At 70.7% G+C, this 24,480-nt stretch carries 25 protein-coding genes; 15 read left to right on the top strand and 10 right to left on the bottom strand.

What is annotated here, in order from left to right; translation table 11 throughout:
- Positions 1-2: 2 nt before the first annotated feature.
- Positions 3-977 (bottom strand): carbohydrate kinase family protein, encoded by a 975-nt coding sequence (locus tag A5713_RS04745; protein ID WP_068093059.1) that lies wholly within the window; start codon positions 975-977, stop codon positions 3-5.
- Positions 978-1,174: 197 nt separating this feature from the next.
- Here A5713_RS04745 and A5713_RS04740 point away from each other — a divergent pair, with 197 nt between their 5' ends.
- Entirely contained in the window at positions 1,175-1,828 is a 654-nt protein-coding gene (locus A5713_RS04740; RefSeq protein WP_068093055.1) for a hypothetical protein, read from the top strand.
- Positions 1,829-1,852: 24 nt separating this feature from the next.
- On the opposite strand, the gene A5713_RS04735 is transcribed toward A5713_RS04740, so the two are convergent.
- Entirely contained in the window at positions 1,853-2,209 is a 357-nt protein-coding gene (locus A5713_RS04735; RefSeq protein ID WP_067920675.1) for an iron-sulfur cluster assembly accessory protein, read from the bottom strand.
- Between the two features lie 100 nt (positions 2,210-2,309).
- Positions 2,310-3,389, bottom strand: a complete 1,080-nt coding sequence (locus A5713_RS04730) for a glycerate kinase (protein ID WP_068093084.1) — start codon at positions 3,387-3,389, stop codon at positions 2,310-2,312.
- 191 nt (positions 3,390-3,580) lie between these two features.
- Between A5713_RS04730 and A5713_RS04725 the strand changes: the two genes are divergently transcribed.
- The 4 genes from A5713_RS04725 to A5713_RS04710 are packed head-to-tail and all read left to right on the top strand — an operon-like array spanning position 3,581 to position 6,632.
- The gene (locus A5713_RS04725) at positions 3,581-4,261 is read left to right on the top strand and encodes a DUF3043 domain-containing protein (RefSeq protein WP_068093053.1); all 681 of its coding nucleotides are present in this window, start codon (positions 3,581-3,583) and stop codon (positions 4,259-4,261) included.
- Positions 4,262-4,276: 15 nt separating this feature from the next.
- A complete protein-coding gene (locus tag A5713_RS04720) occupies positions 4,277-4,825 on the top strand; it encodes a bifunctional adenosylcobinamide kinase/adenosylcobinamide-phosphate guanylyltransferase (RefSeq protein ID WP_068093051.1) in 549 nt (182 codons plus the stop codon).
- On the top strand, positions 4,822-5,877 hold the full coding sequence (gene cobT, locus A5713_RS04715) for a nicotinate-nucleotide--dimethylbenzimidazole phosphoribosyltransferase (RefSeq protein WP_156751750.1): 1,056 nt from the start codon (positions 4,822-4,824) through the stop codon (positions 5,875-5,877). Before A5713_RS04720 ends, cobT begins: the two co-directional genes overlap by 4 nt.
- Positions 5,874-6,632 (top strand): adenosylcobinamide-GDP ribazoletransferase, encoded by a 759-nt coding sequence (locus A5713_RS04710; RefSeq protein WP_068093045.1) that lies wholly within the window; start codon positions 5,874-5,876, stop codon positions 6,630-6,632. The genes cobT and A5713_RS04710 overlap by 4 nt, the downstream gene beginning before the upstream one ends.
- A 119-nt stretch (positions 6,633-6,751) precedes the next feature.
- On the opposite strand, the gene A5713_RS04705 is transcribed toward A5713_RS04710, so the two are convergent.
- The gene (locus A5713_RS04705; protein ID WP_068093042.1) at positions 6,752-7,858 is read right to left on the bottom strand and encodes a branched-chain amino acid aminotransferase; all 1,107 of its coding nucleotides are present in this window, start codon (positions 7,856-7,858) and stop codon (positions 6,752-6,754) included.
- A 53-nt stretch (positions 7,859-7,911) separates the two neighbouring features.
- Positions 7,912-9,015 (bottom strand): glycine cleavage system aminomethyltransferase GcvT, encoded by a 1,104-nt coding sequence (gcvT, locus tag A5713_RS04700; protein ID WP_369804369.1) that lies wholly within the window; start codon positions 9,013-9,015, stop codon positions 7,912-7,914.
- A 35-nt stretch (positions 9,016-9,050) separates the two neighbouring features.
- On the opposite strand from gcvT, the gene A5713_RS04695 reads away from it, so the two are divergent.
- A complete protein-coding gene (locus A5713_RS04695; protein ID WP_068093038.1) occupies positions 9,051-10,175 on the top strand; it encodes an adenylate/guanylate cyclase domain-containing protein in 1,125 nt (374 codons plus the stop codon).
- Positions 10,176-10,186: 11 nt separating this feature from the next.
- Positions 10,187-11,734 carry a leucyl aminopeptidase gene (locus tag A5713_RS04690; RefSeq protein ID WP_068093035.1) on the top strand — a complete coding sequence of 516 codons (1,548 nt, stop codon included), beginning with the start codon at positions 10,187-10,189 and terminating at the stop codon, positions 11,732-11,734.
- A 7-nt stretch (positions 11,735-11,741) separates the two neighbouring features.
- Here A5713_RS04690 and A5713_RS04685 read toward each other — a convergent pair whose 3' ends face one another.
- Together A5713_RS04685 and A5713_RS04680 are read right to left on the bottom strand one after the other, a co-directional pair.
- Positions 11,742-13,343 carry an NAD(P)/FAD-dependent oxidoreductase gene (locus tag A5713_RS04685; protein WP_068093032.1) on the bottom strand — a complete coding sequence of 534 codons (1,602 nt, stop codon included), beginning with the start codon at positions 13,341-13,343 and terminating at the stop codon, positions 11,742-11,744.
- On the bottom strand, positions 13,340-13,789 hold the full coding sequence (locus A5713_RS04680; protein ID WP_068093080.1) for an SRPBCC family protein: 450 nt from the start codon (positions 13,787-13,789) through the stop codon (positions 13,340-13,342). The genes A5713_RS04685 and A5713_RS04680 overlap by 4 nt, the downstream gene beginning before the upstream one ends.
- Positions 13,790-13,927: 138 nt before the next feature.
- Here A5713_RS04680 and A5713_RS04675 point away from each other — a divergent pair, with 138 nt between their 5' ends.
- Positions 13,928-14,272: an aminopeptidase gene (locus A5713_RS04675; protein ID WP_067920693.1), complete on the top strand. Its 345-nt coding sequence runs from the start codon at positions 13,928-13,930 to the stop codon at positions 14,270-14,272.
- 7 nt (positions 14,273-14,279) lie between these two features.
- Here the strand turns inward: A5713_RS04675 and A5713_RS04670 are convergent, their stop codons facing one another.
- Complete coding sequence (locus A5713_RS04670; protein ID WP_068093026.1) at positions 14,280-16,055, bottom strand: SDR family oxidoreductase; 1,776 nt, start codon at positions 16,053-16,055, stop codon at positions 14,280-14,282.
- 195 nt (positions 16,056-16,250) lie between these two features.
- On the opposite strand from A5713_RS04670, the gene sucB reads away from it, so the two are divergent.
- From sucB to A5713_RS04645, 5 genes are all read left to right on the top strand, one after another.
- The gene (gene sucB, locus A5713_RS04665) at positions 16,251-18,104 is read left to right on the top strand and encodes a 2-oxoglutarate dehydrogenase, E2 component, dihydrolipoamide succinyltransferase (protein ID WP_068093022.1); all 1,854 of its coding nucleotides are present in this window, start codon (positions 16,251-16,253) and stop codon (positions 18,102-18,104) included.
- A 15-nt stretch (positions 18,105-18,119) separates the two neighbouring features.
- A complete protein-coding gene (locus tag A5713_RS04660) occupies positions 18,120-19,031 on the top strand; it encodes a TIGR01777 family oxidoreductase (RefSeq protein WP_067924755.1) in 912 nt (303 codons plus the stop codon).
- Between the two features lie 124 nt (positions 19,032-19,155).
- Positions 19,156-19,863, top strand: coding sequence for a lipoyl(octanoyl) transferase LipB (gene lipB, locus A5713_RS04655; protein ID WP_068093017.1), 708 nt, complete (start codon positions 19,156-19,158; stop codon positions 19,861-19,863).
- Entirely contained in the window at positions 19,860-20,783 is a 924-nt protein-coding gene (gene lipA / locus A5713_RS04650; protein WP_068093013.1) for a lipoyl synthase, read from the top strand. Before lipB ends, lipA begins: the two co-directional genes overlap by 4 nt.
- A gap of 57 nt (positions 20,784-20,840) precedes the next feature.
- Positions 20,841-21,593 (top strand): DUF4191 domain-containing protein, encoded by a 753-nt coding sequence (locus A5713_RS04645; protein ID WP_068093012.1) that lies wholly within the window; start codon positions 20,841-20,843, stop codon positions 21,591-21,593.
- Between the two features lie 46 nt (positions 21,594-21,639).
- Here the strand turns inward: A5713_RS04645 and A5713_RS04640 are convergent, their stop codons facing one another.
- Positions 21,640-22,062, bottom strand: coding sequence for an RDD family protein (locus A5713_RS04640; protein ID WP_068093008.1), 423 nt, complete (start codon positions 22,060-22,062; stop codon positions 21,640-21,642).
- Between the two features lie 245 nt (positions 22,063-22,307).
- Here A5713_RS04640 and glnA point away from each other — a divergent pair, with 245 nt between their 5' ends.
- On the top strand, positions 22,308-23,744 hold the full coding sequence (gene glnA / locus A5713_RS04635; protein WP_007170851.1) for a type I glutamate--ammonia ligase: 1,437 nt from the start codon (positions 22,308-22,310) through the stop codon (positions 23,742-23,744).
- 289 nt (positions 23,745-24,033) lie between these two features.
- Positions 24,034-24,225: a hypothetical protein gene (locus tag A5713_RS28150; RefSeq protein WP_156751748.1), complete on the top strand. Its 192-nt coding sequence runs from the start codon at positions 24,034-24,036 to the stop codon at positions 24,223-24,225.
- 4 nt (positions 24,226-24,229) lie between these two features.
- Here the strand turns inward: A5713_RS28150 and A5713_RS04630 are convergent.
- Positions 24,230-24,480 (bottom strand): GNAT family N-acetyltransferase (locus A5713_RS04630; RefSeq protein WP_156751747.1); only part of this gene is annotated, 251 nt, incomplete at its 5' end.

Raw genomic sequence — 24,480 nt, 5'->3', positions numbered from 1 at the left:
GTTCAGGCGAGCACCGCGGCGATCTCGTTGGCCGCGTCGTCGCCGTACGCGCCGGCCAACCGGCTCACCGCGGTCTCGCGGTCCCAGTCCCAGTTCTGGGTTCCCGTCGTCTCCAGGACCAGCACGGCGACCAGCGAGCCCAGCTGCGCCGAGCGCTCGAGGCTCAGGCCGGCGCTGCGGCCGGTGAGGAAACCGGCGCGGAACGCGTCGCCGACGCCGGTGGGGTCGGTTTGGCTGGTCTCGGGCACCACACCGACATGGGTGGTCGTGCCGTCGGGCTCGACGATGTCCACGCCCTTGGGTCCCAGCGTGGTCACCCGCAGACCGACCTTGCCCTGCACGTCGGCCTCCGACCAGCCGGTCTTGTTGAGCAGCAGCTCCCACTCGTAGTCGTTGGTGAACAGGTAGGCCGCGCCGGCGACGAGCTTCTCGATCTCCGCTCCGGACAGCCGGGGCAGCTGCTGGGAGGGGTCGGCGGCGAAGGGCAGGCCCAGCTTGCGGCACTCCTCGGTGTGCACCACCATCGCCTCCGGGTCGTTGGCCCCGACGATGACCAACTCCGGCTCGCCGATGGCGGCGACCACGTCGGCGAGCTTGATGTCGCGGGCCTCCGACATGGCACCCGGGTAGAACGAGGCGATCTGGGCCATGTCGAGGTCGGTGGTGCAGGTGAACCGCGCGGTGTGCGCGGTCTTGGAGATCAGCACGTTGTCGCAGTTGACGCCGTGCGACTGTAGCCACTGCCGGTAGTCGTCGAAGTCGTCGCCGGCCGCGCCCACCAGCGCCACGTCGCCGCCCAGCACGCCGATGGCGTAGGCGATGTTGCCGGCCACGCCGCCGCGGTGAATCACCAGGTCGTCGACCAGAAAACTGAGCGATACCTTCTGCAAGTGCTCAGCCAGCAGGTGCTCGGAAAACTTGCCGGGGAACCGCATCAAATTGTCGGTCGCAATCGAACCTGTCACCGCGATCGTCACGAATGTCTCCGCCCTTCGTTAGTAAGGTTATCTAGCTTACGCACGCCTCCGGACCGTCACCGTGTGCACGGTCGGCGCGAGGCGGTGCGCTAGCCTCCCTAGGGAACTCGCTCAAGTCGCCGGTACCGCGGTGCTCGGTCGGGGTCTCCGCACCCGGCCCCGTGTACAAGTCCCGTCTACCACCGTAGGAGACCACGATGGCAGGTCCGCACTCGCCGAACCACACCGTCGGCGGCAGCGGACCCAGCGGACCCGAACGCCCGGCCGAAGCCCGGCCGCTCGAATTCCCCGACGACCCCCGCGCCGGCGACGCGGCACCCGCCAATTATGCCGGGCAGGCGCCGCCGATGCCCTACCCGCAGCGACGCTCCAAGCGGCGGCTGGTCGTCGGCGTGCTGTTGGCCGCCGCGCTGGTGGCGGCCCTGACCGTGGCGATCGTCTACGGCGTGCGCACCAACGGGGCCAACACCGGCGCGACGTTCTCCGAGGGCGCCGCCAAGACGGCCATCCAGGGGTACCTGGACGCCCTCGACCACCGCGACATCGAGGAGATCGAACGCAATGCGCTGTGCGGCATGTACGACGGCGTCCGCGACAAACGGTCCGACCAGGCCCTGGCGAAGCTGAGCAGCGACGCGTTTCGCAAGCAGTTCTCCCAGGTCGAGGTGACCTCGATCGACAAGATCGTCTACCTGTCGCAGTACCAGGCCCAGGCGCTGTTCACCATGCGGGCGGCCCCCGCGGTCGGCGGCCCGCTGCGCGGCGACCTGCAGGGCATCGCCCAGCTGCTCTTTCAGCGGGGCCAGATCATGGTGTGCTCGTACGTGCTGCGCACAGGCGGCTCGTACTGAGCGCGCGGGCTTGGGCTTACCCGGTCAGTTGAACGAGTCGCCGCAGGCGCACGAACCGGTGGCGTTGGGGTTGTCGATCGTGAAGCCCTGCTTCTCGATGGTGTCGACGAAATCGATGGACGCGCCTTCCACGTAGGGCGCGCTCATCCGGTCCACCGTCAGCGTCACACCGCCGAAGTCGGCGGTCAGGTCGCCGTCGAGCGTCCGGTCGTCGAAGAAGAGGTTGTAGCGCAGGCCCGCGCAGCCTCCCGGCTGGACCGCGATACGCAGCGCCAGGTCATCCCGCCCCTCCTGGTCGAGCAGGGACTTTGCCTTGGTGGCGGCGGCCTCGGTCAGGATCACGCCGTGCGTCTTGGCGCTCGACTCGTTTTGCACCGTCATTGCTTCTCCTACATGCCTCATCGTTGGGTGGCTTCGTTCAGGTTCGAGCCCGCTGGTCTCGCGTTAGGCGGCCCGATCCGCCCGGAAAAAGCCCACTGCATCAACGGTACCTTGCAGGACCGCTATTCCCGAGTCGCGCCGCCACCACCGACGCCAATCCCATGAGCTGATTGGCCGCGTCGGCCTGCGCCAGCCGCACCGATCCGGCGTGATCGGCAATGGACAGGGCGGCCATGATGCCCGCCGAGCGCACCGTGGCGTTGTCCAGCCCGACCTGGCCGGCCAGCACGATCACCGGCACTCCCCGCGGGCGGGCCGCGTCCGCGAGAAAACCGACCACCTTGCCGTGCAGCGACTGTTCGTCGAAGCGCCCTTCCCCGGTGACGATGAGCTCCGCGGTGTCCAGATCGTCCTCCAGGCGGGTGTGATGGGCGATGATCGCCGCGCCCGACTCGCACCGGCCGCCGAGCGCCAGCAGCCCGGCGCCGAGCCCACCGGCGGCCGCCGCGCCCGGCTCGGCGCTGACGTCACGCCCGGCCACCGCTTCGAGGATGAGCGCCCACGCCTGCAGTCGGACCTCCAGCGCCGCGACCGTGACCGTGTCCGCGCCCTTCTGCGGCCCGAACACCCTGGCGGCCCCCCAGGGTCCGAGCAGGGGGTATTCGGTGTCGGAGGCGGCGATGAGCTCCACGTTGGCCAGCTGGCGGCGGGCGGAATCCAGGCCGCCGAGCTCGGCGATCATGCCCTGCCCGCCGTCGGTGCACGCGCTGCCGCCGAGCCCGACCACGATCCGCGTCGCGCCGGCCCGCATCGCCTCCGCGATCAGCTGTCCCACTCCCCTGCTGTGGGCCGCCATCGCGGTCTCCGGCGTGGGTGGACCCCCCAGCAGGGCCAGGCCACACGCCTGCGCGCATTCGAGGTAGGCGGTGGTCGTGGCGGGGTCGAACAGCCACTCGGCCTCGACCATGGTGGACAGTGGCCCGGACACCCGCAGGCGACGCGTCTTGCTCCCCAGCCGGCTGGCGAGCACCTCGACGAAGCCGGGGCCGCCGTCGGATTGCGGGGCGACGATGAAGCGGTCGCCCGGGCGGCTCCGGGTCCATCCGGTCGCGATCGCCGCGGCGGCCTCCACGGCCGTCATGCCGTCGCCATAACAATCCGGGGCCACCAGGACGAGCATGGCGGGCAGCTGCAAGCGGCCGGGAGCGAGGCCAAAGCCGGCGTCATCCGACGCCATCGACCCGTCGTCCATCACAGGCAGCCGTTCATCACGTGTAAGAGTAGGGCCAAGTGAGCCGCTGACGCAGGTCTAATAGCGAGGCATTCCAAGCCAATTCCGAGACGGACCATCGGCGAAGTAACCTGGCCTCTGTGAAGCTGATGGGCCGTAAGAAGGGCCAAGACGATCTTGACGACGGCGCGGCCGCACTCGATGCCGCCGGCGCCCCCGAGACGCCCTCTCGGGGATCGCGCGGCACGAGCCCCAAGGGCCGCCCGACGCCCAAGCGCAACGAAGCGCGCCGCACGCCGCGCAAGGGGCCGGTCGCGCCCGCACCGATGACCGCGTCGGAGGCGCGGGCCCGCCGCAAGTCGCTGGCCGGCCCCAAGCTGAGCCGCGAGGAGCGCAAGGCCGATCGGACCGCCAACCGCGCCAAGATGGCGAATCGCCGGGAACGCATGATGGCCGGCGACGAGGCCTACCTGCTGCCGCGCGACCAGGGCCCGGTCCGGCGCTACGTGCGCGACGTGGTGGACGCCCGGCGCAACCTGCTGGGCCTGTTCATGCCGGCGACCCTGTTCCTGATGTTCGCCATGTTCACCACCCCGCAGCTGCAGCTGTACGTCTCCCCGGCAATGCTGCTGCTGATGGCCGTGATGCTGGTCGACGGGCTGCTGCTGGGCCGCAAGGTGAGCAGGCGGGTGGACGCGAAGTTCCCCGACAACACCGAAAGCCGTTGGAAGTTGGGCCTTTACGCCGCCAGCAGGGCGTCGCAGATGCGCCGGCTGCGCACGCCGCGGCCCCAGGTCAAGCGCGGCGCCGATGTCGAGTAGGCCCGGCTGAGCGCGGTGCGCACGCTGGTGCTCGGCGGGATCCGGTCGGGCAAATCCCGGTGGGCGGAGGACGCCATCGCCGGGGCGCTGCCGGCCGGACAGCCGGTGTGTTACCTGGCCCCCGGCCCGACCGGGACGGGTGACGCGGCCTGGGCGGACCGGGTCGCCGAGCACCGCGAGCGCCGGCCGGGGCATTGGTCGACGATCGAAACCGACGACATCGCACGCCAATTGCGCGGGTCCCCGGACATCCCGACGCTCGTCGACGACCTCGGCGCCTGGTTGACCGGCACGCTGGACCGCCACAACGGATGGGACGGCGGGCCGGCGCCGGCCGCGGTCCGCGACACGATCGAATCCACGCTCGCCGCCGTCGGCGACTTTCATTCCACGTTGGTGCTGGTCAGCCCGGAGGTCGGCCTGGCCGTCGTCCCGGCCACCGCGTCCGGGCGCCGGTTCGCCGACGAACTGGGCGCCCTCAACCAGCGGCTCGCCGAGCTCTGCGACCGGGTGGTCCTGGTGGTGGCCGGGCAGGCGGTGCCGATCAAGCCGTCGGGAGCCTGATGGAATTCGCCCCGGTATCGCCGCCCGATGCGGGCGTCGCCGCTGCCGCCCGCGCCCGCCAGGACACCCTGACCAAGCCGAGGGGCGCGCTGGGCCGCCTCGAGGACCTCTCGGTGTGGATCGCGTCGTGCCAGGGTCATTGTCCGCCAAGGCAATTCGAGCGCGCCCGGGTGGTGGTGTTCGCCGGTGACCACGGCGTCGCCCGGTCCGGGGTATCGGCCTACCCGCCGGAAGTGACCACCCAGATGGTCGCCAACTTCGAGGCCGGCGGGGCGGCGATCAACGTGCTGGCCGACCTCGCCGGGGCGACGGTGCGCGTCGCGGACCTGGCGGTGGCGGGCGACGCGCCGGCGGGGCGGATCGATGCGCACAAGGTGCGCCGCGGCAGCGGCGACATCGCGGTCGAAGACGCCCTCACCCACGACGAGACCGTCGCAGCGATCGCCGCGGGCCGCGCCATCGCCGACGAGGAGGTCGACTCGGGCGCCGACCTGCTCATCGCCGGGGACATGGGGATCGGAAACACCACCCCGGCGGCGGTGCTGGTGGCGGCGCTGACGAACACCGAGCCGGTCGCGGTGGTGGGCTTCGGCACCGGGATCGACGACGCCGGATGGGCGCGCAAGACGGCCGCGGTGCGCGACGCCCTGTTCCGGACGCGGCCGGTGCTGCCCGACCCGGTGGCGTTGCTGCGCCGCGGCGGCGGCGCCGACCTGGCCGCGATCGCCGGCTTCTGCGCGCAGGCCGCGGTGCGGCGCACCCCGCTGCTGCTCGACGGGATGGCGGTGACGGCCGCCGCGTTGGTCGCCGAGCGGCTGGCTCCCGGCGCGCGGCTGTGGTGGCAGGCCGGTCATCGCTCCACCGAGCCAGGTCATGCCCTGGCGCTGACCGAGCTCGGCCTGGAGCCGATCCTGGATCTGCGGATGCGGCTGGGTGAGGGAAGCGGCGCCGCGCTGGCGCTGCCGGTAATGCGCGCCGCGGTGGCCACGTGCGCGTCGATGGCCACGTTCGCGCAGGCGGGAGTCTTCGACCGGGCCGCTCCCCCGCCGTGATGCGTTCGCTGGCAACGGCTTTCGCGTTCGGCACGGTGCTGCCCGTCCCGCGTTCGCACGACGCCCCGATGGGCCGCGGCGCCATGACGGCGCTGCCGGTGGTGGGCGCGGTCTTGGGCGCTGTGGCCGCGGCCGTGACGTGGGGCGGGGCCTGGGCCTTCGGGGCGTCCAGCCCGCTGTCCGGCCTGGTCGCGGTCGCGGCACTGCTGCTGGCGACGCGCGGCCTGCACATCGACGGTGTGGCCGACACGGCCGACGGGCTGGGCTGTTACGGGCCGCCCGAGCGGGCGCTGGCGGTGATGCGGGACGGGTCGACCGGCCCGTTCGGTGCGGCGGCCGTCGTCTTGGTGATCGCGCTGCAGGGCCTGGCGTTCGCGGCGCTCGGGGCGGCGGGCAGGCCGGGAATCGTCGGCGTCGCCGTGGTGGTGTTCGCCGGCCGGGTCGCCGCGGTGGCGGCCGGCCGCCGTTCGGTGCCGGCGGCCGCCGGCAGCGCCCTAGGGTTGCGGGTGGCCGGCAGCCAGCCGGTGATCGTGGTGGCGGCCTGGGTCGCGGTGCTGCTCGCCACCTCGCCGGCGGGGGGACCGCGGCCGTGGCAGGGCCCGGTCGCGGTGCTGGCGGGCCTGTGCTGCGGCGCGGTGCTGGTGTGGCACTGCGTGCGCCGCTTCGGCGGCATCACCGGTGACGTGCTGGGCGCCGTCATCGAGCTGACGACGACGGTGGCGGCCGTGACGCTCGCCGGACTGGTGCGGTTCTAGGGCGAGCGCCCGGCTGGCCGGGCGCCCGGCCGGGTGCGGTTAGCCAACCCGCGAGTGTGAACTTATCCTCACGCTCGCGGCCGAACGTGAAACCAACTTCACGTTCGGCCCACCGGCCCCTAGCCCAGCCTGGCCATCCAGCCATGGGTGTCGGCGAAGGTCCCCCGCTGGATTCCGGTCAGGGTGTCGCGCAGCGCCATCGTCACCTCGCCGGGCTGGCCGTCGGCGACGGTGAACTCGGTGTCGCCGTACTTCACGTTCGAGACCGGGGTGATCACGGCGGCGGTGCCGCAGGCGAACACCTCGGTGATCTCACCGGCGGCCGCCTTCTTCTGCCACTCGTCGATGTCGATCTTGCGTTCCTCGACCGAGAATCCGGCGTCAATCGCCAACTGCAGCAACGAATCCCGGGTGATCCCCGGCAACAGCGAGCCGGACAACTCCGGGGTGACCAACCGCGCCGACCCGCCGCTGCCGAACACGAAGAAGATGTTCATGCCGCCCATCTCCTCGACGAAGCGCCGTTCGACGGCGTCCAGCCACACCACCTGGTCGCACCCGTGCGCGGCGGCCTCGGCCTGCGCCAGCAGGGAGGCGGCGTAGTTGCCGCCGAACTTGGCCGCGCCGGTGCCGCCGGGGCTGGCCCGCACGTAGTCCGTCGACACCCACACCGTGACGGGGTTGATGCCGCCCTTGAAGTACGCCCCGGCCGGGGACGCGATCAGCAGGTACCGGTACCGCTTCGACGGCCGCACGCCCAGCCCGGGCTCGGTGGCGATCATGAACGGGCGCAGATACAACGCCTCCTCGCCACCGGCGGCGGGAACCCAGGCCTTGTCGACGGCGATGAGCTGACACAGCGAGCCCATGAACAGTTCGTCGGGCAGCTCGGGCATCGCGAGCCGGCGCGCCGACGACCTCAGCCGGGCGGCGTTGGCCTCGGCGCGGAACGAAACGACCGAGCCGTCCGCCCAGCGGTAGGCCTTGAGCCCTTCGAAGATCTCCTGCGCGTAGTGCAGCACGATCGCCGACGGGTCCAGCTCGATCGGGCCGTACGGCATGACGCGCGCGTTGTGCCAGCCCCGCTCGTCGTCGTAATCGATCGACACCATGTGGTCGGTGAAGTACTTGCCGAAACCGGGCTCGGCCAGGATGGCTTCGCGGTCCGCGTCGGACGTGGGGTTGGCCGAGCGCGAAACCGTGAACTCGAGGGAGCCGCTGGTCATGGGGCTGATTGTATATCCGCCTGCGACCGGGCTTTTCACCTGAACCTGCGGCATCACCGGGTTTTCGCTTCGACGAAGGGCGGCCGCACCACTTCGCATTCGGCGGCGCGCCCGCGGATGTCGACGGTGAGGTGCTGGCCGTCGTCGATCCCGGCGTCGGCGTCGATCAGCGCCAGCCCGATGCCGACTTGCAGCGTCGGGGAGAAGGTCCCCGACGTGGTGACCCCGACCGGCGTGTCGCCGGCGAGCACCGTCAGCCCGGGGCGCAGCACACCGCGGCCGACCATCCGCAGCCCGCGCAGCAGCCGCCGCGGCCCCACCGCCTTCTCCGCCAGCAGCGCGTCGCGGCCGAAGAAGGCGTCCTTCTTCCAACCGATCGCCCAGCCGCATCGGGCCTGCAGCGGCGAAATGTCCAGCCCCAGTTCGTGCCCGTGCAGCGGGTAGCCCATCTCGGTGCGCAGCGTGTCGCGGGCGCCCAGGCCGGCGGGCTCGCCGCCGGCGGCGCGGACCGCCGCGGCCAGCGCGTCGAACACCACGCCCGCGGAGTCCCACGGCGGCAGCAGCTCGTAGCCGTGCTCTCCGGTGTATCCGGTCCGGCATACCCGCACCGGCACGCCCGCGTAGGAGGCGTCGGCGTAACCCATGTAATCCATGCCGGTCGGCAGGCCCAGCTCGCCGAGCACCTCCGTCGAACGCGGCCCCTGCACCGCCAGCACCGCGTAGGAGCGATGTTCGTTGGTGATGGTCAGCCCAGCGGGGGCCGCCGCCCGCAGCGCCTCGACCACCGCGGCGGTGTTGGCCGCGTTGGGCACCAGGAAGATCTCGTCGTCGCTGACGTAGTAGGCGATCAGGTCATCGATGACGCCGCCGGATTCGGTGCAGCACAACGTGTATTGCGCCTTGCCCGGACCGATGCGGCTCAAGTCGTTGGTAAGCGTGGAGTTGACGAATGCGGCCGCTCCCGGCCCACGGATCAACGCCTTACCGAGGTGGCTGACGTCGAACAGACCGACCGCGTTGCGGGTGGCGTTGTGCTCGCTGACGGTGCCGGCGTACGACACCGGCATCAGCCAGCCGCTGAACTCGGCGAAGCTGGCCCCCAGGTCGCGGTGGCGCTCTTCCAACGGGCCATGCTGTAGGTCATCGGTCACGACGATTCACCCTAATCGCGGGTGCTGGCACACTTGGGTGGGTGGTCGATTCCCCCGACTTCGAAGCGCTTGAGGCCGCCGGAATCTCTCGCGCGCGGGAGCGGGCCGACCTGATCAAGTACCTGGACGAACTCGGCTTCACCGCCGAGGAGATGGTGGAGGCCGAACGGCGCGGACGGCTGTTCGGGCTCGCCGGTGACGTCCTGCAGTGGTCGGGTCGCCCGATCCACACGATGGCGACCGCGGCCGAACAGCTCGGCCTCTCGCCCGAGGAGGTCGCCCAGGCGTGGGGTTTGCTCGGCCTGACCGTCGCCGGCCCCGACGTTGCGGTGCTGAGCCAGGCCGACGTCGACGCGCTGGCGACCTGGGTCGCCCTGAAGACGGTGGTGGGTGAGGACGGCGCGTCCGGAATGCTGCGGGTGCTCGGCGCCGCGATGGCCCGCCTCGCCGAGGCGGAGTCGACGGCGATCCGGGCCGGGACGCCGGACATCCAGATGACCTACACCAACGACGAGCTCGCCACGGCGCAGGCCTACCGGGCGGTCGCGGAGTTCGTGCCGAGGATTTCGGCGCTGATCGACGTCGTTCACCGCCACCACCTGACCAGCGCCCGCACCCACTTCGAGGGCGTCCTTCGCGACACCTCGGCGAGCGTGGTGTGCGGCATCGGTTTTGCGGATCTATCCGGCTTCACCGTGCTCACCCGCGCGCTGACCCCCGCGCAGCTTTCGGATTTGCTCAACGAGTTCGCCGGCACCGTGGCGGACGTGGTGCATCGCGACGGCGGCCGGGTGGTGAAGTTCATCGGCGACGAGGTGATGTGGGTGAGCGCGTCACCGGAACGCCTGGCCAGGGCGGCGGTCGACCTCGTCGACCATCCGCGGGCCCGCGAGGAGGGGCTGCAGGTCCGGGCCGGCCTCGCGTACGGCAGCGTGCTGGCGATCAACGGGGACTACTTCGGCGGCCCGGTCAACCTGGCGGCGCGTCTGGTCGGGGCCGCGTCCCCGTGCCAGATCCTGGCCGACTCGGCGCTGCACGAGCAATTGCCGGACTGGCCGGCCACGGCCCGTGGCCCCTTTGACCTCAAGGGTTTCGACGACCCCGTGATCGCCTTCGAGCTGCAGGCCGGGGGCGCCGCCGATCCCGGCGCGGGCCCCGCCGATTAGGGTAAAAGGCCGTGACCACCGATTTGAGCTATCAAGGCCCCGCCGTCAACGTCGCCGCGTCGCTGCCCAAACGGGCGGTGGGCTCGTCGGTATTGATCGTGCCGGTCGTCTCGACCGGCGACGAGGACAGGCCGGGCGCGGTGGTGGCCCCGGGCGGGTCGCCGCTGCCGGCCGACGCGGTCGCCGAAATCGAATCCGGCCTGCGGGCCCTGGAGGCCACCGGCGGCAGCGAGCAGGTCCACCGCCTGGTGGTGCCGTCGCTGCCGGTGTCCAGCGTGCTGGCGATCGGACTGGGTAAACCGCGACCCGAGTGGCCCGCCGACACGATCCGTCGGGCCGCCGGTGTGGCGGCGCGGTCGCTGGGCACCGCCGAGGCGGTGCTCCTCACGCTGCCCGGTGACTTCGACGCCGACGTCTGCTCGGCCGCCGTCGAGGGACTCATCCTCGGCAGCTACCGGTTCACCGAGTTCCGCAGCGGCAAGACCGCGCCGAAAGACAAAGGGCTGCGCAAGATCACCGTGCTGTCGGCCGCGAAGGAGGCCAAAGCCGCCAGCGCCCACGGCGCGGCCGTGGCGACCGCGGTGGCCACCGCCCGCGACTTCGTCAACACGCCGCCGAGCCACCTGTTTCCCGCCGAATTCGCCAGGCGCGCAAGGTCACTGGGTGAGTCCGTGGGTCTCGAGGTCGAGGTGCTCGACGAGAAGGCGCTGCAGAAGGCGGGCTATGGCGGCGTGATCGGGGTCGGCCAGGGCTCGTCGAGGCCGCCACGGCTGGTGCGGCTGACCCACCGGGGGTCGAAGCTGGCCAAGAAGCCGAAGCAGGCGAAGCGGGTCGCGTTGGTCGGCAAGGGCATCACGTTCGACACCGGCGGCATCTCGATCAAGCCGGCGGCGTCGATGCACCACATGACCTCGGACATGGGCGGCGCGGCCGCGGTCATCGCCACGGTGGCGCTGGCGGCGCAGCTGCGGTTGCCGATCGACGTGATCGCCACCGTGCCGATGGCCGAGAACATGCCGTCGGGCACGGCGCAGCGTCCGGGCGACGTGTTGACGCAGTACGGCGGGATCACCGTCGAGGTGCAGAACACCGACGCCGAGGGCCGGCTGATCCTCGCCGACGCCATCGTGCGGGCGTGCGAGGACAACCCGGACTACCTGATCGAGACGTCCACGCTGACGGGCGCGCAGACGGTGGCGTTGGGCGCCCGCATCCCCGGGGTGATGGGCAGCGACGAGTTCCGCGACCGCGTCGCGGCGATCTCGCAGCGGGTGGGCGAGAACGGCTGGCCGATGCCGCTGCCCGACGAGCTCAAGGACGACCTGAAGTCGACCGTCGCGGACCTGTCCAACATCAGCGGGCAGCGCTTCGCCGGCATGCTGGTGGCGGGGGTGTTCCTGCGCGAATTCGTCGCCGAGGGCGTGGGCTGGGCGCACATCGACGTGGCCGGCCCGGCGTACAACACCAGCGGCCCGTGGGGCTACACGCCCAAGGGCGGCACCGGTGTGCCGGCCCGCACCATGTTCGCGGTGCTCGAAGACATCTGCGAAAAGGGCTAGTGAACGGCTAGGGCCTTCCGGTCAGCAGCGAGAACACGGCGCGCTGCACCTGGCGGCGCGGCCAGCCGGTCGCGCCGTCGGCGGCCAGCGCGGCGTTGGCGGCGTTGCGCCCGCAGGCACCGTGCACCGAACCGCCCGGGGTCGCCGACGCGCTGCCCAGATAGAGCCCCTGCACCGGGGTTTCGGCGCGGCCCATGCCGGGCGCAGGACGGAAGATCAGCATCTGCTGCAATTGCGCGGTGCCGCCGTTGAGCGCACCCATGTGCAGGTTGGCGTCGCTGGCCTCCAGGTCCGACGGCCGTTGCACGAACCGCTCGACGACCGCCGAACCGAAGCCCGGCGCATGTTCCTCGATGACCCGGTCCACCGCTTCGGCGAGCCGGTCGGCCGACGCGTCGTCGGCGACATTGCGTGGCAAATGCGTGTAGGCCCAGACGCTTTCGGTACCCTCAGGCGACCTGCTGGGGTCGGCCGTAGTGGTCTGTCCCATCAACATGAACGGATGCTCGGGCACCACCCGGGTGTTGAGGTCGGCCATCCAGCGGACCAGCCCATCGCCGTCGGCGCCCAAATGGACGGTGCCCACGCCGTGCAGATTCTCCGCCCGCCACGGAACCGGGCGGGCGAGCGCGTAGTTGACCTTCACCACCGGGGGATCCCACACGAAGTGCTCGAGGTCGCGTAACAGCTTGGGCGGCAAGGCATCCGCGGGCAACATGTCGCAGAACAGCCGCGGCGCCGTCACGTCGGCGACGACGGCCCGCCGCGCCGCAACCGTGCGCCCCTCTGCCGTAGTCACCCCCACCGCACGGCCGCCGCGCACCTCGATGCGGGACACGTTCTGATTGCACTCGATTCGCGCGCCCGCGGAGCGGGCGCGGTTGACCAGGGCGGCCGTCAACTGCCCGGAACCCCCGACCGGCACGGGCCAGCCGCAGTCTTGGGCCAGCATCGTCATCAGGAACCCCATGGCGCCGCTGATCGGGGCGTCCGGCGGGACGTCGGCGTGCATCGCGTTGCCCAACAGCATCACTCGCGGCGCCTCCCCGGCGAACAGCTCGCTGGCCATGGTGGTGGCCGGCTGCACCAGCAGCCGCGCCACCCGGAGCGCCTCGGAGGTCCCGAGCTTGGTCAGCAGCCGCATCAGCGGACGCACGGGTGGGAAGGGCGCCAACATCGCGTCGAGCAGCGGCGCCTTGATCCGCTGCCACAACTGGACCGCCCGCCACCAGTTGTCGCCGTCGGCCGGTTCCCGGCGCGCGAATTCCGTTGCCGTGCGGGCGGGGTCGTGGTAGACGACGGGCGGGTCGTCATCGGCCGCGCTGCGCGGATGTCCGACCACCGCGGGCGCGTGTGACCACCGCAGGCCGTGGTCTTCCAGCCCCAGCGCCGCGATCGCGGGTGAGGCCACCGTCATCGGGTAGTAGGAGCTGAACAGGTCGGTGATGTAGCCCGGCGTCAGCTCGGCGCTGCGCACCGCGCCGCCCGGTTCCGGCTGGGCCTCGAGCACCACCACGTCCCACCCGGCGTCGGCGAGCATCGAGGCGGCGACCAGCCCGTGGTGTCCCGCCCCGACGACGACGGCGTCGGCGGTGTCCCGCACGCTCATTTCACCTGGCTGGGCACCTTGCGCTCCGCCAGTGCCCCCAGCCGCCACAGGCACTCCTTGTTGCGCGGATAGGCCGCGGCCAACGCGAGCGAATCGGGGACGGCCCCCATCGGGCCTTCGACGGGCACCTCGATCATCTCCACCCGGCAGCCCTGCGGTGTCTCATGCAGCAGCATGGTGATCCGCGCGGCGCCCAGCGGTCCCAGGCGGGCGCAGAGCACGAGTTTGTGCGGCGGTTCGCTCTCCTCCACCACGGTCGCGTCGTTGATCACCAACGGCCAGATCCCGATCGAGTGCCGGATCGAGGAGCCGGGCTCCGGCCAGTTCGGATCGACCGCCCGCATGCGGCTGTTGCCCACCACCCACTGGGTGTAGGTCCAACCTTGCGCCAGGACTTCCCACACCCGTTCGCAAGGCGCGGCCACGTCCCGCGTCGCACTCAGCACCACGTCGCATCCCCTCTCGGCTATCGCGGCGGAATACCCAGGAATCGGGCGCTGTACCCGGTCAACTTCGCGTTTACCGGCCTCCCGCAGCGGCTAATCTCCCTCCGATCGAAAACCCGTACGAAGAAAGGCGAGATCGTGACGGTGCGACGGTTGATCCTCGGAGTGGGGGCCGTGCTTTTGCTGGCCGGCGTGATCGGGCTGCTGGCGCCGGTCTCGATTTCGGACGGCAACGGCCATTCGATCGGGTGCGGGAACGCCGTGGCCACGGACCTGTCCGCGGCCAGAAGCGCGAACAACAACAGCGTGGCGAACATCCCGATCCTCAACCAGGTCGTCCCGCACACCGATTACGTGGCGCAGTGCCAGTCCTCGGTGGGCAGCCGGCGCATGTGGTCGATCCCGCTGGCCGTCGTCGGGCTGATCGCGATCGGCGGGACGCTGCTGACTGGCCGCCAGGGCGCCGCGCGGACGGGCATCTAAAGGCGCGTCAGATCACCCGCATCCGCGCGAAGTTGCGCAGGCCTTGCGGCGCCAGGCGCGAAAGGCCGTACAGGGCATAGGCTTCCGGCGCCACCGGGCGAATCGGTTTCTTCTTCTGCACCGACGACAGGATTGCGTTGGCGACCTTGTCGGGGCCGTAGTGGCGTAGCGCGAACATCTTGCCCAGCTGGCCGCGCCGGCCGTCGACCTGTTCGCCCTTGCCCGCGGGAGCGTCGAACCGGGTGGTGTTGATGATGTTGGTGTCGATGACGCCCGGGCATATCGTGGTCAGCCCCACCCCGGCGGCGTCGAGTTCGGCGCGCAGGCAGTCGGAGAACATGTAGGTCGCGGCCTTCGACGTGCAGTAGGCGTTCAGCGACTGCAGCGGCGCGTAGGCCGCCATCGACGACACGTTGACGATGTAGCCGCCGGTGCCCCGCTCGACCAGCCGCCGCGCGAAGGACCGGCACCCGTTGACCACGCCGCCCAGGTTGACGTCGAGCACCCGGTCGAACTGTTCGGCCGGGGTGTCCAGGAATCCGCCCGCCTGCCCGATGCCGGCGTTGTTGACCACGATGTCGGGCACGCCGTGCTCGGCGCTCACCCGCTCGGCGAACGCCTCCACGGCCTGGCCGTCGGACACGTCCAGCACATAAGCATGCGCGACGCCGCCGCGGGTGGCGATCTCCGCGGCGGTGGCCTTGACGGCCGCTTCGTCGATGTCGCTGACAACCAGCTCGGCGCCCTCACGGGCGAACGCGAACGCCGTCTCGCGGCCGATTCCGCTGCCGGCGCCCGTGACCGACACCAGGGTGTCGCCGAAGGCCCCGCGGGGACGCCCGACCTGCGCGCGCACCAGCGCGCGGCTGGGCGGCTTGCCCTCGGCGAGATCGGCGAAGTCGTGTACGGCCGCGGCCATCACCTGAGGGTGCGACATCGGCGAGAAGTGACCGGCCCTGATGTCGCGCCGCCACAGCCGCGGCACGAAGCGGGGCGTGTGGTCATAGCCGTACGGGCGCACGTACTTGTCTCTGGTGTTGACGATCAACTGCACCGGCACGTCGACGATGTGGATGCCCTGCCCACGGCCGGCGAACGAGCGAAAGTAGTTGGCGGGATAGGTTTTCACCGAACGGGCGGCGTCCCGGGCCAGCCGGGGCGAGTGGTGGATCTGCTCGGCTGCGATGTTGTCCACCGCGTTGCGCCGAAGCGCCGGGATCGACAGCGTCAGGCGCAGGAGCAGCGGCGCGAGCACCGGGATCGAGAAGAAGATCATGTACGTCAGTCGCAGCGCCTGGCTGATGGCGCGGACGAAAGTGCGCGGGCGCCAGGGCGCCCGCAGACCGCTCAAGATGTAGTCGACCAGTTGGTCCTGGCTCGGTCCGGACACCGACGTGAACGTCGCGACCCGGTCACCGGCGCCGGGCCGCTTGAGGTAGTGCCACACCCCCACCGAGCCCCAGTCGTGGGCGAGCACGTGCACGGGCCGGCCTGGGCTCAGCTCGCCGGTCACCGCGGCGAAGTCGTCGGCGAACCGGTCCATGGTGTACGCCGACACCGGCTTGGGGGCCGAGGATTGACCGACACCGCGATTGTCGTAGCGAAGGATGCGAAACCGGTCGGCCAGCAGCGGCACGACGCCGTCCCACAGCACGTGCGAGTCGGGGAAGCCGTGCACCAGCACGACGGTGGGGCCGTCGGGGTTGCCCTCTTCGAAGACCGCGATTCGCGCGCCGTCGGCGCTGTCGACGAAATGCTGGGCTAGCGGTTGTGTTGCCGGCACCGGTACCTCCCCGCTTCAAGTGCAGTGGCCACACCGTAGCAAGGGCGTTCCGGCCGTCCCGGCAACCGCGCGCGGTCCGCCCTGGATGTGTGCCGGCGCGGACGCAGTGACAGGATAGTTTTGGATAGCTGCTCCGAACGGCTAGCGAGATGTTCGACCCGCCCCCGACCCACGAGCGATCGAGGAGTCAAAACGATGGCCTTCTCCGTCCAGATGCCGGCACTCGGTGAAAGCGTCACCGAGGGGACGGTCACCCGCTGGCTCAAGCAGGAAGGCGACACGGTCGAACTCGACGAACCCCTCGTCGAGGTGTCCACCGACAAGGTCGACACCGAAATCCCCTCGCCCGCGGCCGGTGTGCTGACCAAGATCGTCGCCCAGGAGGACGACACCGTCGAGGTGGGCGGCGAGCTGGCCGTCATCGGCGACGCGGCGGAGAGCGGCCCCGGGGGCGGTTCGGAGGGTGGCGGATCCGAGGCGGCGCCGCAGGCGCCGAGCCAGCCGGAGCCGCAGGCCGAGTCCGCCCCGCCGGCCCAACCGGAGCCCGAGGCGCCGGCCCAACCGGAGCCCGAGGCGCCGGCCCAACCGGAGCCCGAGGCGCCGGCCCAGCCGGAGCCCGAACCCGAGCCCGCCCAGCAGAGTTCCGGTGGCGGCGACGCGACCCCGGTGTTGATGCCCGAGCTCGGCGAGTCGGTTACCGAGGGCACGGTCACCCGCTGGCTGAAGAAGGTCGGCGACTCGGTCGGAGTTGACGACGCCCTGGTGGAGGTGTCGACCGACAAGGTGGACACCGAGATCCCCTCCCCGGTCGCCGGCGTCCTGATCAGCATCACCGCCGAAGAGGACGCCACCGTCCCGGTCGGCGGGGAGCTGGCACGGATCGGCAGCGGTTCGCAGGCCGCGGCCGCTCCCACCCCGCCGCCCGCTCCCAAACCGGAACCCAAGCCGGAGCCCGCACCCGAACCACCCAAGGCCGAGGCGAAGCCCGCACCCCAGCCGGTTTCGCAGCCCGAGCCGGCGCCGAAAACTCAACCGGCGCAGGCAGAACCGGCCGCCGAGTCCGGCGGCGCCGGCACGAACGGCGCGCCGTACGTGACCCCGCTGGTGCGCAAGCTGGCCACCGAGCACGACATCGACCTGGCCGGGATCACCGGCACCGGTGTCGGTGGCCGCATCCGCAAGCAAGACGTGCTCGCCGCGGCGGAGGAAAAGCAACGCCAGAAGCAGCAGGCCCAGAAGGCGCCTGCACCGGCGGCGCCTGCGGTTGACGGCAAGGCCGCCCCGGCCCCGGCGGCAGCGCCGACGCCCGCTCCGGCGCTGGCGCACCTGCGCGGCACCACGCAGAAGGCCAGCCGGATCCGCCAGCTCACCGCCAAGAAGACGCGCGAATCGCTGCAGGCCACCGCGCAGCTCACCCAGACGCACGAGGTCGACATGACCCGGATCGTCGGGCTGCGGGCCAGGGCGAAGTCGGCGTTCGCCGAGCGCGAGGGGGTGAATCTGACCTTCCTGCCGTTCATCGCCCGGGCGGTGATCGACGCGCTGAAGGTCCACCCCAACATCAACGCGAGCTACGACGAAGACTCCAAGGAGATCACCTACTACGACGCCGAGCACCTCGGCTTCGCCGTCGACACCGACCAGGGCCTGCTCTCCCCCGTCGTCCACAACGCCGGCGACCTCTCGCTCGCCGGGCTCGCCCGGGCGATCGCCGACATCGCCGCGCGCGCCCGCTCGGGCGACCTCAAACCCGACGAGCTGTCCGGTGGCACCTTCACCATCACCAACATCGGCAGCCAGGGTGCGTTGTTCGACACCCCGATCCTGGTTCCGCCGCAGGCCGCCATGCTGGGCACGGGCGCCATCGTGAAGCGGCCCCGGGTGATCGTCGACGAGTTCGGCAACGAGTCCATCGGCGTCCGCTCCATCTGCTACCTCCCGCTGACCTATGACCATCGGCTCATCGACGGCGCGGACGCCGGACGCTTCCTCACCACGATCAAGAACCGGCTGGAAGAGGGCGCGTTCGAGGCCGACTTGGGTCTTTAGGAGGGCTGCCGAACCGTGGCCAAGCCCGTCATCGCCATAGCGGGGTCGTCCGGGCTGATCGGATCCGCCTTGACCGCGGCGCTGCGTGCGGCCGACCACCGGGTGCTGCGGATCGTGCGCCGGGCGCCGTCGAATTCCGACGAGTTGCACTGGAACCCCGAGAGCGGCGAATTCGACGTCGACGCGATCGGCGACGTCGACGCCGTCGTCAACCTGTGCGGCGTCAACGTCGGCCAGCGCCGCTGGTCGGGCGCCTTCAAGCAGAGCCTGCGGGACAGCCGCATCGCCCCCACCGAAGTCCTGGCGCACGCCGTGGCCGAGGCCGGGGTGCCGACCCTGGTCAACGCCAGCGCGGTGGGCTACTACGGGGACACCAAGGACCACGTGGTCGACGAAAACGACCGGGCGGGAAAGGGTTTCCTCGCCCAGCTGTGCGAGGACTGGGAAGCAGCCACGCTGCCGGCTCAGTACGGCGGCGCCCGCGTGGTGCTGGCTCGCACCGGGTTGGTCTTCTCCCCCGCCGGCGGTGCGTTGGGGCGGTTGCGGCCGTTGTTCCGGACGGGTCTGGGAGCCCGGCTGGGCAGCGGCCGTCAATACATGTCCTGGATCACCCTGGAAGACGAGGTGCGAGCGCTGCTGTTCGCCATCTCCAACCCGGCGTTGTCCGGTCCGGTGAACATGACCGGGCCCGCCCCGGTCACCAATGCCGAATTCACCACCGCGTTCGGCCGGGCGGTGAACCGGCCGACCCCCTTGATGTTGCCGGGCTTCGCGGTGCGGGCCGCGCTCGGCGAGTTCGCCGACGAGGGTGTGCTCATCGGCCAGCGCGCCATCCCGTCGGCGTTGGAGCGGGCGGGTTTTCAGTTCCACCACAACACGATTGGCGAGGCGCTCGGCTACGCCACCGCCCGGCGCGACCACGACTAGGCGATCGCGAGCGCGGCGAAGCCGGGCGAAGCGGGTCGCCGTCATCAGGTCTAGCGGCGATCGCGAGCGCGGCCAACCGGGTCCCGGCCCGCGGGAGGATCGCCCGGCGAGTACCGTCGCGAACGTGATCGATTCCATCCGGTCCAGCCGGGAGGCGATCGACGTTCGCCAGCTCGGAACCGTCGATTACCGCACCGCCTGGCAGCTGCAGCGTGAGCTGGCCGACGCCAGGGTCGGCGGCGGCAGCGACACCCTGCTGCTGCTCGAGCACCCGCCGGTCTACACCGCCGGGCGGCGCACCGAGCCGCACGAGCGTCCGCTGAACGGCACCCCCGTCGTCGACACCGACCGCGGCGGCAAGATCACCTGGCACGGGCCGGGGCAACTGGTCGGCTATCCGATCATCGGCCTGGGCGAACCACTCGACGTGGTCAACTACGTTCGACGCCTCGAGGAGGCGCTGATCAAGGTCTGCGGCGACCTCGGGCTGGAGACGTGTCGGGTGCACGGCCGGTCCGGGGTGTGGGTGCCGGGCGACCGATCCTCCCGAGGCCGGCCCGACCGCAAGGTCGCGGCCATCGGCGTCCGGGTGTCGCGCGCGACCACGCTGCACGGGTTCGCGCTCAACTGCGACTGCGACCTGGGCGCCTTCACCACGATCGTGCCGTGCGGCATCAGCGACGCCGGCGTGACGTCGTTGTCGGCCGAGCTGGGCCGCCCGGTGCTGGTCGACGACGTCCGCGCCGCCGTCGCCGACGCCGTCAGCGACGCCCTCGACGGCGCCCTACCGGTCCGGGAACACCCCGGCACCCGCGTAGCATCGGCCATGTGACTGTCGCACCCGAAGGACGCAAGCTGCTGCGCCTCGAGGTCCGCAACGCGCAAACCCCGATCGAGCGCAAGCCGCCGTGGATCAAGGTCCGCGCCCGGATGGGCCCCGAGTACACCCAGCTCAAGGGCCTGGTCCGGCGCGAGGGGCTGCACACGGTCTGCGAAGAGGCCGGCTGCCCCAACATCTTCGAGTGCTGGGAGGACCGGGAAGCCACCTTCCTCATCGGCGGTGACCAGTGCACCCGCCGCTGCGACTTCTGCCAGATCGACACCGGGAAGCCCGCCGCGCTGGACCGCGACGAGCCCAGGCGCGTCGCCGACAGCGTGCGGACCATGGGACTGCGCTACGCCACCATCACCGGGGTGGCCCGCGACGACCTGCCCGACGGCGGGGCCTGGTTGTACGCCGAGACCGTGCGCGCGATCAAAGAGCTCAACCCGGCGACCGGCGTCGAGCTGTTGATCCCGGACTTCAACGGCGAGCCCGCACGCCTCGCCGAGGTGTTCGGATCGCGCCCGGAGGTGTTGGCGCACAACGTCGAAACAGTGCCGCGCATCTTCAAACGGATCCGGCCGGCCTTCACCTACCAGCGCAGCCTGGACGTCATCACCGCGGCGCGCGACGCCGGGCTGGTCACCAAGAGCAATCTCATCCTCGGCCTCGGCGAAACCCCCGACGAGGTGCGCACCGCCCTCGCCGACCTCCGGGGGGCCGGCTGCGACATCGTCACCATCACCCAATACCTGCGTCCGTCGACGCGTCACCACCCGGTCGAGCGCTGGGTGCGGCCGGAGGAGTTCGTCGAGTTCGCCCGGCACGCCGAGGGTCTGGGGTTCGCCGGGGTGCTGGCCGGGCCGCTGGTCCGGTCGTCCTACCGGGCGGGCCGGCTGTACGAGCAGGCCGCGCGCACCCGCCCCTGAGAAGGCCCCGCCGCCGTAGGCGCAGTTGTCCGCGATCCCGGTACGTATTCTTTGACTATGGCTAAACCCCGCACCGCCGCTGAGAACAAGGCCGCCCGGGCGCAGGCGCAGGCCGCGCGCAAGGCCGCGGCGAAGGAGCGCCGCGCCCAGTTGTGGCAGGCGTTCAATTTGCAGCGCCGCGAGGACAAGCGGCTGCTGCCCTACATGATCGGTGTCTTCGTGCTGATCGTGGCCATCTCGGTGGCCGTCGGCGTGTGGGCCGGCGGGCTGACGATGTTCACCTTGATCCCGCTGGGCGTGGTGCTGGGCGGGCTGGCGGCCTTCATCGTTTTCGGCCGCCGCGCCCAGAAGAGCGTCTACAGCAAGGCCGAGGGCCAAACCGGCGCGGCCGCATGGGCTTTGGACAACCTTCGGGGCAAGTGGCGGGTGACACCCGGGGTCGCCGCGACCGGCCACCTGGACGCGGTCCACCGGGTCATCGGCCGGCCGGGTGTCATCTTGGTCGCCGAAGGTTCGTCGTCCCGCGTCCGTCCGCTGCTGGCCCAGGAGAAGAAGCGCACCGCGCGGCTGATCGGCGATGTGCCGATCTACGACCTCGTCGTCGGCAACGGCGACGACGAGATTCCGCTGTCCAAGCTGGAGCGCCACCTCAACCGGCTGCCGGCCAACATCACGGCCAAGCAGATGGACACGTTGGAGTCCCGCCTGGCTGCGCTGGGGACGCGTGCCGGCGCCGCCGTCCTGCCCAAGGGGCCGCTGCCCAACGCCGGCAAGATGCGCGGTGTGCAGCGCAGCGTGCGGCGGAAGTAACGCGGCGAAGCCGGGCGCCGGGGGCCGGGGGCCGCCGCCATTGACCTCAGCGGCGCACGACCGCCGTTGCGGTCAGCCGGTCCTGCAGGCCGCGACCGTCCCAGTCGGTGAACAACGCGGGGACGACGGTGCCGACGAGCACGCCCCGCACCACCGCCCGGACGATCCCGACCGAAGGGTGACCATCGACCGTCACCACCTGCAGGCCCAGCACCAGCTGGCCGGGGGTGAAGCTGAACAGCCGCACCGAGACGACGCCGAGCACGAACCAGACGGCCAGCACCGCCGTCGCCAACGTGTGTTCGGAGAACACACCGAAGCGCATGGCCAGCGCCGCCAGGCCGTAGGAGATCAGCCAGTCGATCATCAGCGCGCCCAGCCGGCGTCCCATCGGGGCCAGGGAGCCCGGTCCGCTTTCCGGCAGGCCCAGCCTCTCGCCGGGGTAGGCGGAGCGCGGTTCCGGCGTCATCGGCGCAGACCGGCGTTCGGCTCCCCCGTCCGCGCGGTGCGCAACGGACAGAGAACGCTGCGCCGGGCTGCCGGAACGGATACGATCTTGCGATCCATGGCCCCACAATAGAACCCGCCGCCGACCCCACCTGTTCGGTGGACGACATCGGTCGCGTAACCTGCGCGCAACACGGGGTTGACTGGCGGGCAACATCTGCTCCATAGCGTCAGGCCGCGGATCTCACCAAGTAAAGGAGCATCTCTGTGACGGAAACGACGCCCGACGACGTCTTCAAACTCGTCAAGGACGAGAACGTCGAGTTTGTCGACGTCCGGTTCTGTGACCTGCCGGGCATCATGCAGCACTTCACGATTCCGGTTTCGTTTTTCGATGAGAGCGTCTTCGAGGACGGCCTGGCCTTCGACGGCTCGTCGATTCGCGGATTCCAGTCCATCCACGAATCCGACATGCTGCTCCTTCCCGACCCCGCGACGGCGCAGATCGACCTGTTCACCGAACACAAGACGCTGAACCTGAACTTCTTCGTGCACGACCCGTTCACCCTCGAGCCGTACTCGCGCGACCCGCGCAACATCGCCCGCAAGGCGGAGAACTACCTGATCAGCACCGGCGTCGCCGACACCGCCTACTTCGGCGCCGAGGCCGAGTTCTACATCTTCGACTCGGTGAGCTTCGACTCGCGCACCAACGGCTCGTTCTACGAGGTCGACGCGATCTCGGGATGGTGGAACACCGGCGAGCCGACCGAGAACGACGGCAGCCCCAACCGCGGCTACAAGGTCCGCCCCAAGGGCGGCTACTTCCCGGTCGCGCCCGTCGACCACTACGTCGACCTGCGCGCCGACATGCTCTCCAACCTGATCAAGGCCGGCTTCAGCCTGGAGAAGGGCCACCACGAGGTGGGCACCGGCGGGCAGGCCGAGATCAACTACAAGTTCAACACGCTGCTGCACGCGGCCGACGACATGCAGTTGTACAAGTACATCGTCAAGAACACCGCCTGGCAGGCCGGCAAGACCGTGACCTTCATGCCCAAGCCGCTGTTCGGCGACAACGGATCCGGCATGCACACCCACCAGTCGCTGTGGAAGGACGGCAGCCCGCTGATGTACGACGAGACCGGGTACGCCGGGCTGTCGGACACCGCCCGCCACTACATCGGCGGCCTGTTGCACCACGCCCCGTCGCTGCTGGCCTTCACCAACCCGACCGTCAACTCCTACAAGCGACTGGTCCCGGGTTACGAGGCGCCGATCAACCTGGTCTACAGCCAGCGCAACCGCTCGGCCTGCGTGCGCATCCCGATCACCGGCAGCAACCCGAAGGCCAAGCGGCTGGAGTTCCGTTGCCCCGACTCGTCAGGCAACCCGTACCTGGCGTTCTCGGCGATGCTGATGGCCGGGCTGGACGGCATCAAGAACAAGATCGAGCCGCAGGCCCCGGTCGACAAGGACCTCTACGAATTGCCGCCGGAGGAGGCCGCCAACATCCCGCAGGCGCCCACCCAGCTGTCCGCGGTGATCGACCGGCTGGAAGAGGACCACGAATACCTCACCGAGGGTGGCGTTTTCACGCCTGACCTGATCGAGACGTGGATCAGCTTCAAGCGCGAGAACGAGATCCTGCCGGTCCAGATCCGGCCGCACCCCTACGAGTTCGCGCTCTACTACGACGTCTAAGTCGAGGGGCATTCGCTAGACGACACCACCCGCGCCGCGATCGCATCGCCGATTGCCGCGCGGGTGGTTTCGTCTGTGCGGATCTGCCAATGACTCCGCCGGGCCGAGCCTCCTGCTGCTGGTGCCGGCCGACCCAAAACCTAGCCGTCGCAACGCAAACGGCCCGCGCGACGGGACGCCTTTAGGGCACTGGTCCGTTCGTCGAGGCCAGCACAAGGCGCTCGCCGACGCCGGATGTTCAGATAAAAACTCTTGCGGCGGCAACGAATTCCGCGTTAGCGTTTCGGCCATGACTATCAGCACCGCACAAGCAATGGTCGGGGGCGGCGGGGGCCGCGTAGGTGGAGGCGGCGGTCGCTTCGGCGGCGGCGGCGGCTTCGTGGGCGGCGGCGGTGGCCTCGTGGGCGGTGGCGGCTTCGTGGGCGGTGGCGGCGGATTCGTCGGCGGCGGCGGCGGCTTCGTCGGCGGTGGCGGCGGCTAACCGATCACACGATCGGGTTTGGCGGCTCGTCGGAGTCGGCCGAGCCGACCAGTTCCAGTTGCATCCACGCGACGTCGTGCCAGCGCCCGTCTTTCCATGCGGTGCGCCGGTATAAGCCGGCGTCGTGAAAGCCGAATGACCGGTGAAAGCCGTTGCTGGCCTCGTTCGGTTGCGTGATGCCCGCGAAAGCCGTTCGGTAGCCGCGCTCCCTGAGCCGGTGCAGCAGCCGCGTGTAGAGCTGGCGACCGCCGCCCG

It is taken from the genome of Mycobacterium sp. E2497, from assembly GCF_001668695.1.
Taxonomy (GTDB): domain Bacteria; phylum Actinomycetota; class Actinomycetes; order Mycobacteriales; family Mycobacteriaceae; genus Mycobacterium.
This window is presented reverse-complemented; position numbering and strand designations above follow the sequence as displayed.

Coding starts and splice junctions, on each gene's coding strand:
- A5713_RS04640 (WP_068093008.1), bottom strand. CDS start 22,062: ATGACGCCGGAACCGCGCTCCGCCTACCCCGGCGAGAGGCTGGGCCTG.
- A5713_RS04735 (WP_067920675.1), bottom strand. CDS start 2,209: ATGACGGTGCAAAACGAGTCGAGCGCCAAGACGCACGGCGTGATCCTG.
- sucB (WP_068093022.1), top strand. CDS start 16,251: ATGGCCTTCTCCGTCCAGATGCCGGCACTCGGTGAAAGCGTCACCGAG.
- A5713_RS04685 (WP_068093032.1), bottom strand. CDS start 13,343: ATGAGCGTGCGGGACACCGCCGACGCCGTCGTCGTCGGGGCGGGACAC.
- A5713_RS04730 (WP_068093084.1), bottom strand. CDS start 3,389: ATGCTCGTCCTGGTGGCCCCGGATTGTTATGGCGACGGCATGACGGCC.
- A5713_RS04645 (WP_068093012.1), top strand. CDS start 20,841: ATGGCTAAACCCCGCACCGCCGCTGAGAACAAGGCCGCCCGGGCGCAG.
- A5713_RS04705 (WP_068093042.1), bottom strand. CDS start 7,858: ATGACCAGCGGCTCCCTCGAGTTCACGGTTTCGCGCTCGGCCAACCCC.
- A5713_RS04740 (WP_068093055.1), top strand. CDS start 1,175: ATGGCAGGTCCGCACTCGCCGAACCACACCGTCGGCGGCAGCGGACCC.
- A5713_RS28150 (WP_156751748.1), top strand. CDS start 24,034: ATGACTATCAGCACCGCACAAGCAATGGTCGGGGGCGGCGGGGGCCGC.